This window comes from Arthrobacter sp. SPT-J7 (genome assembly GCF_059089965.1).
Map to the genome: position 1 here is coordinate 1 of NZ_JBNHFF010000117.1, position 10,172 is coordinate 10,172.

Below are 10,172 nucleotides of genomic sequence, written 5' to 3' on the forward strand. Positions count from 1 at the left end.
CGTGGCTGCAGGAGAAGATACCTCCCATATCCTCAGCGGGTTGACTAACCAGCTGCCTGATCGTGATCCGGAAGAGACCGCCGAGTGGGTTGAGTCCCTGGATTCGTTGATCAGGGAACAGGGTACCGAGCGTGCCCAATACATCATGCGCAGCCTGCTGCAGCGTGCCGGTGCGCAGAGCGTCGGGGTGCCGATGGTGACCACCACCGATTACGTGAACACCATCCCGGTGGACCAGGAAGCTGCGTTCCCGGGCAACGAGGAGTTCGAGCGCCGGTACCGGGCGTACATGCGGTGGAACGCCGCGGTGATGGTGCACCGGTCCCAGCGGCCGAACATCGGTGTGGGTGGGCACATCTCCACCTACGCCGGGGCCGCGACCCTGTACGAGGTGGGCTTCAACCATTTCTTCCGGGGCAAGGACCACCCCGGGGGCGGGGACCAGGTCTTCTTCCAGGGCCACGCCTCCCCCGGCATGTACGCCCGCGCGTTTATGGAAGGCCGGCTTTCGGAGGAGGACCTGGACGGGTTCCGGCAGGAAAAGTCCCGGCAGGGCCACGCCCTGTCCTCCTACCCGCACCCGCGCCTGATGCCGCACTTCTGGGAATTCCCCACGGTCTCGATGGGCATCGGGCCGATGAACGCGATCTACCAGGCCCAGTCCAACCGCTACCTGCACAACCGGGGCCTGAAAGACACCTCGGACCAGCAGGTCTGGGCGTTCCTGGGTGACGGGGAAATGGACGAGCCCGAGTCCCGCGGCCTGCTCCAGCTCGCCGCGAACGAGAACCTGGACAACCTGAACTTCGTCATCAACTGCAACCTCCAGCGCCTGGACGGCCCGGTCCGCGGCAACGGCAAAATCATGCAGGAACTCGAAGCGTTCTTCCGCGGCGCGGGCTGGAACGTGATCAAGGTCGTCTGGGGCCGGGAATGGGATGACCTGCTCTCCCGCGACACCGACGGGTCCCTGGTGAAGATCATGAACGAAACCCCCGACGGGGACTACCAGACCTACAAGGCCGAATCCGGCGGGTTCGTCCGCGAACACTTCTTCGGCAAGGACCCGGCCACCAAGGACCTCGTCGCGGACCTGACCGATGACCAGATCTGGAACCTCAAACGCGGCGGCCACGACTACCGCAAGGTCTACGCCGCGTACAAGGCAGCCACCGAATTCAAGGGCAAACCCACCGTAATCCTCGCCAAAACCGTCAAGGGCTACGGACTCGGACCCCACTTCGAGGGCCGCAACGCGACCCACCAAATGAAAAAACTCACCCTCGATGACCTCAAGGAATTCAGGGACTACCTTCGGATTCCGATTTCCGATGCCCGGCTGGAGGAGGACCCTTACAGCCCGCCGTATTTCCATCCCGGCCATGATGCACCGGAAATTGTTTATCTCCACGAGCGGCGCAGGGCACTTGGCGGAGCCGTCCCCGAACGCCGGCCAGACCACCAGGCCGTTGAGCTGCCCGAGGCCAACACGTTTGACGTCGCCAAGCGGGGCACTGGCAAGCAACAGGCCGCCACCACCATGGCCTTTGTCCGGCTCCTCAAAGACCTGCTCCGCGACAAGAAGTTCGGCCACCGGATTGTGCCCATCGTGCCGGACGAATCACGGACTTTCGGTATGGATGCGTTCTTCCCCACGGCGAAGATCTACAACCCGGGCGGGCAGAACTACCTGTCGGTGGACCGGGACCTGGTTCTGGCCTACAAGGAGTCCCCGGCCGGGCAGCTGATCCACCCCGGGATCAACGAAGCCGGCGCCGTGGCAGCGTTCACCGCCGCCGGAACCGCGTACGCCACCCACGGCGTGCCCCTGGTCCCGGTCTACGTGTTCTACTCCATGTTCGGCTTCCAGCGCACCGGCGACGCCTTCTGGGCAGCAGCAGACCAGATGGCCCGCGGCTTCATCATCGGCGCCACCGCAGGACGGACCACCCTCACCGGCGAAGGCCTCCAGCACGCCGACGGACACTCCCCCCTCCTCGCCTCCACCAACCCCGCAGTAGTCACCTACGACCCCGCCTACGGCTACGAAATGGGCCACATCATCCGCGACGGCCTCGAACGCATGTACGGGCCCAACTCGGAAGACCGGAACCTCATGTACTACCTCACGGTGTACAACGAGCCCATCACCCAGCCCGCCGAACCGGAGGAACTGGACGTCGAGGGTGTCATCAAGGGCATCTACCTGCTCGCCCCGGCAGAGATCGACGGTCCCAGGACCCAGATCCTCGCCTCGGGCGTGTCGGTGCCATGGGCGCTCGAGGCCCAGCAGCTGCTGGCCGATGACTGGGGTGTCTCGGCAGACGTCTGGTCCGTCACGTCCTGGAACGAGCTGCGCCGCGACGGTCTCGCCGCCGAAGAGGAAGCCTTCCTCAACCCCGGCGAACCCGCCCGCGTCCCCTTCGTCACCCGGCAGCTCGAAGGAGCCACCGGCCCCATCGTCGCTGTCTCCGACTACATGAAGGCCGTACCGGACCAGATCCGCCAGTTCATCCGCAACGAATTCGCCACCCTCGGCGCCGACGGCTTCGGCTTCTCCGACACCCGCGCCGCAGCCCGCCGCTTCTTCAAAAACGACACACACTCCATCGTGGTGAAAGCTCTGCAAATGCTCGCGGCGAGGGGCGAGGTGGAGGAGGGCGCGCCGTCGTACGCCATGGACCGTTACAAACTCCTCGACGTCAACGCCGGGACCACCGGCGGGGCAGGCGGCGACGCCTAAAGGGACGCAGCCCCGGGTTAGGGTGAGGCTATGGGGAACGCGGATCAGATCAGGACGACCGGGGTTGTCCTCGCCGCCGGTGCCGGGACAGGCCGGGACGCGGACCGAAGGCCCTGCTTTTGGAGAAGACGTGGATACCCCGCCCAGTTGCACCTGCTGGGGTAGGAATCAGCGTGCCGCGCCTGCAGCCAGCAACTCCTCCAGTCCGCGTTTGAAGCCGGACCTCCCGCCATGGGATGGATGCCGGACTTTCGGCACGTCCATGTCGCTGGCAAGCACGCTTCGATGTGCCACATTGCCCACGGCCACCACGGTGTGGATGGCAAAAACCTCAACCAGCGCCTGCCAGAACGGAGTTCCAAGCCGCGCTTCAGTTGTCCTCGGCGTGCGGTTGGACTGCGGATTCCCGGGCACGTGGGTGTGCCAGGGGCATGCACTCCACAGCAGGGGAAGGAAATCCAGTTCCGCCAGGACCTCCCACATCACGGTGGCGGTGGGCTCGGCTGCCACTCCCGCCGCCTCGGGAGGCAACGCGTAACCCTTTCCCGGACCGAACAACCCAAAACTGTTGGCCGGGCCCTGGAACATGGTGCGGTTGGTGAAGGGAACACCGGTGATCCTCATGCCACGGAAGCCCGGCGCCTCGCCCAGCAGCAGCACCTTGGGCGAGCGGTCCAGCATCTCCGTCAGGTAGAGCTCCAGGTTGCGCCGGCGCTGCGCATTGGCCCGTTCGCTGTGATCGAGGAAGTTGTTAAGCCCCGGACCCGAAGGCACGGCGGAGAGCCGCTCCACGAAGGTGCTGACGGAAGAAGCTGTCATTCACCGGCCTGTCCGGTATGGCGGCGCGAACCTGTCCTGCCGCCTTACCAGCGCGGGTGGATGGCTTCGCGGAAGTAGTGGTCGTAGATCCAGCGGACGCCGGCGTCGAAGTCTTCACCAACAGCGAGACCGGCCGCGGCGGCATTGGCCGTTGCCTGCTCTACGTTGCGTGCGCCGGGGATCACGCTGGTGACGCCGTCCTGCGCTGCAATCCAGGCGATTGCGGCCTGCGCCGTGCTGGCGCCGGCCGGTACGAGCTGTTCGAATTCCTTGACGGCCTTCAATCCCAGGTCGTAGTCCACCCCCGAGAACGTTTCGCCGACGTCGAAAGAGTCGCCGTTGCGGTTATAGTTCCGGTGGTCGTTCTCCGCGAAGGTGGTCTCCTTGGAGTACTTGCCGGAGAGCAGCCCCGAGGCGAGCGGAACGCGGGCGATGATCCCCACGTTTGCTGCCTTTGCCGCGGGAAGGACCTCGTCCAGGGGCTTGAGGCGGAAGGCGTTGAGGATGATCTGTACGGAGGCGGTGCCCGGGTGGCTGATCGCTTCCAGCGCCTCGTCGGTGCGTTCGACGCTGACGCCGTAGTTTCGGATGGCACCCTCTGACACCAGGGTGTCCAGGGCGTCATAGACCTCGGCGTTGCTGAACACCGCAGTGGGCGGGCAGTGCAGCTGGACCAGGTCCAGGGAGTCTGTGCCAAGGTTCTTCCGCGAGCGGTCCACCCACCGGCGGAAGTTGGCCAGCGTGTAGTTCTCCGGCTGCTGGTCCACGCGGCGGCCCATCTTGGTGGCCACCGTGATGTCCAGGCCGGGGTTGTCCGCGAGGAACTTCCCGATGGCCTGCTCGCTCTTGCCGTCGCCGTACACGTCTGCAGTGTCGAAGAAGTTCACGCCCGCCTCCACGGAGGCGGCCAGGATGGCCTGCGCCTGTGCCGGGTCAACGTTGCCCCAGTCCGCGCCCAGCTGCCAGGTGCCCAGCCCCACGATGGACACTTTCCGTCCGGTCTTGCCTAAAATCCGCTGTTCCATCCCTTGACTATATGGCGTGGCCGGGCAGCCGCTGGAATTTTACGGGGGCAGTCACGGCTGGCGAGCAATTCGGACACAGGAAAACCCCTTCCACCGCGCATGTAAGCTTAATCACACCGAAACACATAACGGATAATCTGGCAGTGATCGCGGGGTACCTTTCCCGGAACCAGAGGGTTTGGTTGAAGGGCGTCGGTCTGGTTCGTACGGGGAGCGTGAGGCATGGACGGAATGGGGATTATCGTCAACGGGCGGGCGCGGGACTGCAGCGGGACCAGCCCCCACACGAGACTCCTCGACTGGCTGCGGGGGGAGGGCTTTACGGGAGCAAAGGAAGGCTGCGCGGAGGGCGAATGCGGGGCCTGTGCCGTCCTGGTGGCCCGGCCGGACGGGTCCCATGCGAGCCGCTGGACATCCGTTAACTCATGCCTGCCTCCTGCACTGGCATTCGACGGCCAGGAGATCGTCACGGCTGAAGGCTTGGGTATCACAGACAGGCCGGGTGCCACGGGTCTTCATCCCGTGCAGCGTGAAATGGCAGACCGGGGCGGTTCCCAGTGCGGATATTGCACTCCTGGATTCATCTGCTCCATGGCGGCAGAGTATTACCGTCCGGACCGGAGTCCTGATCAAGCCAAAAAGGACACCGGAACCGGTGCGGTAGGCGAGGAGCACGCCACCGACCACGAATGCGGGCCAAACGGCTTCGACCTTCATTCGCTCAGCGGCAACCTCTGCCGCTGCACCGGCTACCGGCCCATAAGGGACGCAGCCTACGCACTCACGACTCCCCCGGCCGCAGACCCGTTACTGGACAGGCAAAACCGGCCCGCCCCGCCCCCCAGGCACACCAGGGTGGACGGCGGCGCGGGGTTCCTCCGCCCCAAAACCCTGGCTGAAACACTCCAGGCGTTGCAGGAAAACCCCGATGCAAAACTGGCAGCAGGAGCAACCGACCTCGGCGTTGAGGTGAACCTCCGGCATTCCCGGCCAGCCCTGGTACTTGCGATCGACCGGCTGGAGGAGCTGCGCACGCTGGCCTTTGACGCCGACCAGCTCGAAATCGGGGCGGCCCTTACACTTTCCGAGGTTGAACAGGGCCTCAACGGCCACGTGCCCCTGCTGGGCCAGTTGTTTCCCCAGTTTGCGTCCCGCCTGATCCGGAATGCCGCAACATTCGGTGGGAACCTCGCAACCGGATCACCCATCGGCGATTCCGCTCCGGTCTTGCTCGCCCTGGACGCCAAGGTTGTCCTGTCGTCGCTTGACGGCGAGCGCGAAGTCCCTTTGTCCGGGTACTTCACGGGCTACCGGCAGAGCGTCAGGAAGCCCAACGAACTGCTGCGCGCAGTGCGGATCCCGTTGCCGTTGGCCGAAAGCACCGCGTTCTACAAGATCGCCAAGCGGCGTTACGACGACATTTCGAGTGTTTCCGTTGCCATCGCACTGCAGGTGGCGGACGGCGTTGTAACGTCGGCACGTATCGGGCTCGGCGGTGTGGCAGCAACACCGGTCCGGGCCGTCGCCACCGAGGAAGCCCTGGCAGGCAGGCCCTGGACTGTGGACACCGTGGCTGCTGCGGCGTCCGTTATGGCCGCCGAGGGAACACCGATCGACGATATGCGGGCGAGCGCACTCTACCGGCAGGCCATGCTGCGGCAGGCCCTGTTCAGGTTCCAGGCCGGCAACGCCCCGGCTTTGGTGGCAGCAAAGTGAAGTCCCTGGCAGATCGTCCCGTCAACCCCGTTGTGGGTGTCTCCCTTCCGCACGAGAGCGCCGCCGCGCATGTGACCGGGACAGCCCTTTATACCGACGACCTGATTGTCCGCTCCCGGAATGTCCTGCACGCGTGGCCTGTCCAGGCACCGCACGCCCATGCCCTGCTTACGGCACTGGACACCGAGCCCGCACTCCGGGTGCCCGGCGTTGTTAAGGTGCTGACGGCATCGGATGTTCCGGGCGTTAACGACGCCGGCGTGAAGCATGACGAACCACTCTTTCCCCGTGAGGTCATGTACTACGGCCACGCCGTGTGCTGGGTCCTCGGTGAAACAACGGAGGCGGCCCGGCTCGGCGCGGAGGCGGTAGCGGTCGAGTACGAACCCTTGCCTTCGCTGCTGACCCTCACGGAGGCGATCACGGCCGGCAGCTTCCAAGGCAACCAGCCAACACTTTCCCGGGGTAACCCGGACCGGGCCCTGGCAGCTTCCGTGCATCGGTTCAGCGGGGAGTTCGAGTTCGGCGGCCAGGAGCATTTCTACCTCGAGACGCAGGCGTCCTTCGCGTACATCGACGAAAGTGGGCAGGTCTTCGTGCAGGCGAGCACCCAACACCCGTCCGAGACGCAGGAAATTGTGGCGCACGTGCTGGGCCTCGCCAACCACGAGGTGACGGTGCAGTGCCTCCGGATGGGCGGGGGGTTTGGCGGCAAGGAGATGCAGCCGCACGGGTTCGCGGCCATCGCAGCGCTTGGAGCGAGCCTTACCGGACGCCCGGTGCGCCTCCGCCTCAACCGGACGCAGGACATCACCCTGACCGGCAAGCGCCACCCGTTCCACGCATGCTGGGAAGCAGGATTCGACGGCGATGGCCGGCTCGAGGCGCTGAAGGCCACCCTCACCAGCGACGGCGGCTGGAGCCTGGATCTCTCCGAACCTGTCCTCGCGAGGGCAATGTGCCATATCGACAATGCGTATTTTATTCCCAACATCGAAGTCCACGGCAGGGTCGCAAAAACCAACAAGACCTCCCAAACAGCGTTCCGCGGTTTCGGCGGCCCTCAGGGGATGCTGGTGATCGAAGACCTGTTGGGCCGGTGCGCGCCGATGCTGGGCCTGGAGCCAGCCGAGCTCCGCCGTCGTAATTTCTACGAGCCCGGACAGACCACACCGTACGGGCAGCCTGTCCGGCATGCCGAACGCCTCACCGCAATTTGGCAGTCGCTGCTGGACCGGGCCGACGTGGAACGTCGGAGGGCAGACATTGCGGAGTTCAACGCTGCGCATCCTCATACGAAGCGGGCCATCGGGATCACCCCGGTGAAGTTCGGCATATCTTTCAACCTCACGGCATTCAACCAGGCAGGCGCCCTGGTGCACGTATACAAGGACGGGTCTGTGCTGATCAATCACGGCGGCACCGAAATGGGGCAGGGCCTCCACACCAAAATGCGCCAAGTGGCTGCCACCGCTTTGGGAGTACCGCTTTCCTTTATCCGGCTGGCCCCTACGCGGACTGACAAGGTGCCGAACACCTCCGCGACCGCAGCAAGCTCCGGAGCCGATCTCAACGGTGGAGCTGTGAAGAATGCCTGTGAGCAGATCAGCTCCCGGCTCGCAGAAGTGGCGGCCAGGAAGTTCAACATCCACCCGGACGATGTCCGGTTCGATGACGGCAGAGTCACGGGAATCGGCTTCCACGACCGCCACCTCAGCTTTGCCGAGGTGGCACGTGACGCGTACTTCCAGCGGGTCCAGCTCTGGGCAGCCGGCTACTACCGGACGGAGGGACTGCACTGGGACAGCTCACGCATGCAGGGTGAGCCGTTCAAATACTTCAGCTACGGGGCCGCCGTTGCGGAAGTGGAAGTGGACCGGTTCACGGGTAGCTACCGCCAACTCCGGACTGACATCGTGCACGACGTCGGCGACAGCCTTTCACCGCTGATCGACGTCGGCCAGATTGAAGGCGGCTTCGTCCAGGGGGCCGGGTGGCTGACCCTCGAAGACCTGCGATGGGACGTGTCCGAAGGCCCCGGACGGGGACGGATTGCCACCCAGTCCGCCAGTACCTATAAACTGCCGAGCTTCTCGGAAATGCCCGAACAATTCAACGTCCACCTTTTCGAGAGGGCCACTGAAAGCGGCGTCGTCTACGGCTCCAAGGCGGTAGGTGAGCCGCCGCTTATGCTTGCCATTAGCGTCCGGGAGGCGCTGCGGGAGGCGATTGCAGCGTTCGGTTCAGGCAGCACGTCCGTCGAGCTGGCCAGCCCGGCCACGCCCGAGGCAGTGTTCTGGGCACTTGAACGCATCACTGCACCGGCTTCGGCGTCGTCGTCAGCCTCCACAAGCCATGACGACGACGTCCGCCCGCCGGTAGCAACGTCAGCGCTCTGACATGGACTGGCTCGAAGCCCTGCAGCACTTGCGGTCAGCAGGCTTGCCCGGCGTCCTGGCCACCGTATCCGAGGTGCACGGCCATGCGCCCCGCGAGGCAGGCGCGAAGATGGTGGTGGCGGCGGATGCAACGTGGGGCAGCATCGGAGGCGGCAACCTCGAGGCGACAGTGGTGGACCAGGCCAGGGACATGATGACCCGTGGGATTTCCGTACCCCGAACCACCGAATTTTCACTCAATGAGCATGCCACCACCGAGCACGGGCGGCAGTGCTGCGGAGGCAAGGTGCGGGTGCTGCTTGAACCCTTCCTGTCCCTTCCCACCGTGGCCATCTTCGGCGTCGGGCACGTTGGCTACGAACTTGGGCGCATCCTGTCGCGTTTGCCCATGACTCTGTACCTGGTGGACAGCCGCGGGGAACAGCTCACTCATGCCCGGCTTGCCGACGTTGCCTTGGGTATTGCGGACGTGCGGCCCGTGCATACTCCGGTCCCGGACTCATTCATCGCCGATCTTCCTCCGGGCACCCATGTTTTTATCATGAGCCACGACCACTCCGAAGACTTCCTTCTTTGTCACGCGGCCCTGCGCCGCAGGAACTTGGGCAGTGTGGGCCTGATCGGCTCACGGGCCAAGTGGCTGCGGTTCCGGCAGAAGCTGGTGGCGGAAGGATTTGCGGAACCCGACATTGACCGTATCCAGTGCCCCATAGGTTTGCCGGATGTGGGCGGAAAAGCTCCCGCGGTTATTGCTGTCAGTGCCGCGGCCGGCTTACTCAGGGTCCTTCCGTCAACCCAGCAGTAGAAAGCCCTCTTGGGCGCGGGCTCGTGGACTCACGCCGAGCGCTGGCGTCCGAAGACCGGGAGTGCACGCAACCAGCGTGAGAAGCCGCCGGCGGTCCGGTCACAATCGGCCGGAATATAGAAGTCGGGGTCTGTCCCGCCGTACGGATGGTACAGCTCCTGGCCCGGTGCCGGAAACTCCGTCACGTCCCTTTTATCCTGCAGGTCCATCTTGTCCTCCTGGAATTCGTGGTTGTCTCTTTCCACCTTTTGGAAATGTATTATTGCTTTGTGGAAAAGCTTAGAACGCGCCGAGCTCGAGGTCAAGGATGCCAGCCCCGCCTCCCCAGCTCGCACCCTTCAGAACAGTCACAAATTGTTTTTTCATTTTGTGATGTACACCACCGCCTTGCTGGGCTACGCTGGATGTCAATTCGTGGCGCATGTCACGTAACCTGGGAGCAGCAGGCAGGGTCGTAATGAGCTGGCATCAATGGATGCCGGCTCTTTTTTTGTTGGGTCGGCTCCACCGGAAACGCGCCTGAAACGCGCGCTTAATTTCAGTGATGGAACCTAGGTTCCACTTACCGGAAGTTGGGAACAGACCATGAGCAGCAAAATCATCCTCGGCGAAAACCAGTACGGAAAGGCCGAAGTCCGGGTCGTCAAGATCACCCGCGACAGCGA

Annotated in this window: 8 protein-coding genes; 4 read left to right on the top strand and 4 right to left on the bottom strand. The window is 64.3% G+C overall.

What is annotated here, in order from left to right; genetic code table 11:
• Window position 1: 1 nt before the first annotated feature.
• Entirely contained in the window at window positions 2–2,743 is a 2,742-nt protein-coding gene (aceE, locus tag AC5RWX_RS25900) for a pyruvate dehydrogenase (acetyl-transferring), homodimeric type (RefSeq protein ID WP_494099146.1), read from the top strand.
• 168 nt (window positions 2,744–2,911) lie between these two features.
• On the opposite strand, the gene AC5RWX_RS25905 is transcribed toward aceE, so the two are convergent.
• A complete protein-coding gene (locus AC5RWX_RS25905) occupies window positions 2,912–3,562 on the bottom strand; it encodes a uracil-DNA glycosylase (protein WP_494099147.1) in 651 nt (216 codons plus the stop codon).
• Between the two features lie 44 nt (window positions 3,563–3,606).
• On the bottom strand, window positions 3,607–4,587 hold the full coding sequence (locus tag AC5RWX_RS25910) for an aldo/keto reductase (RefSeq protein ID WP_494099148.1): 981 nt from the start codon (window positions 4,585–4,587) through the stop codon (window positions 3,607–3,609).
• A gap of 222 nt (window positions 4,588–4,809) precedes the next feature.
• On the opposite strand from AC5RWX_RS25910, the gene AC5RWX_RS25915 reads away from it, so the two are divergent.
• The 3 genes from AC5RWX_RS25915 to xdhC are packed head-to-tail and all read left to right on the top strand — an operon-like array spanning window position 4,810 to window position 9,507.
• Window positions 4,810–6,303, top strand: coding sequence for a xanthine dehydrogenase small subunit (locus tag AC5RWX_RS25915; protein WP_494099149.1), 1,494 nt, complete (start codon window positions 4,810–4,812; stop codon window positions 6,301–6,303).
• Complete coding sequence (gene xdhB, locus AC5RWX_RS25920; RefSeq protein WP_494099150.1) at window positions 6,300–8,702, top strand: xanthine dehydrogenase molybdopterin binding subunit; 2,403 nt, start codon at window positions 6,300–6,302, stop codon at window positions 8,700–8,702. The genes AC5RWX_RS25915 and xdhB overlap by 4 nt, the downstream gene beginning before the upstream one ends.
• 1 nt (window position 8,703) lies before the next feature.
• Window positions 8,704–9,507, top strand: coding sequence for a xanthine dehydrogenase accessory protein XdhC (gene xdhC, locus AC5RWX_RS25925; RefSeq protein WP_494099151.1), 804 nt, complete (start codon window positions 8,704–8,706; stop codon window positions 9,505–9,507).
• A gap of 29 nt (window positions 9,508–9,536) precedes the next feature.
• On the opposite strand, the gene AC5RWX_RS25930 is transcribed toward xdhC, so the two are convergent.
• Window positions 9,537–9,716, bottom strand: a complete 180-nt coding sequence (locus tag AC5RWX_RS25930) for a hypothetical protein (protein ID WP_494099152.1) — start codon at window positions 9,714–9,716, stop codon at window positions 9,537–9,539.
• A 259-nt stretch (window positions 9,717–9,975) separates the two neighbouring features.
• Window positions 9,976–10,172 (bottom strand): hypothetical protein (locus tag AC5RWX_RS25935; protein WP_494099153.1); only part of this gene is annotated, 197 nt, incomplete at its 5' end.

Bases quoted from the DNA above. Each gene is read 5' to 3' on its own strand.
- AC5RWX_RS25905 (WP_494099147.1), bottom strand. From the start codon at position 3,562: ATGACAGCTTCTTCCGTCAGCACCTTCGTGGAGCGGCTCTCCGCCGTG.
- AC5RWX_RS25910 (WP_494099148.1), bottom strand. From the start codon at position 4,587: ATGGAACAGCGGATTTTAGGCAAGACCGGACGGAAAGTGTCCATCGTG.
- AC5RWX_RS25915 (WP_494099149.1), top strand. From the start codon at position 4,810: ATGGACGGAATGGGGATTATCGTCAACGGGCGGGCGCGGGACTGCAGC.
- xdhC (WP_494099151.1), top strand. From the start codon at position 8,704: ATGGACTGGCTCGAAGCCCTGCAGCACTTGCGGTCAGCAGGCTTGCCC.
- AC5RWX_RS25930 (WP_494099152.1), bottom strand. From the start codon at position 9,716: ATGGACCTGCAGGATAAAAGGGACGTGACGGAGTTTCCGGCACCGGGC.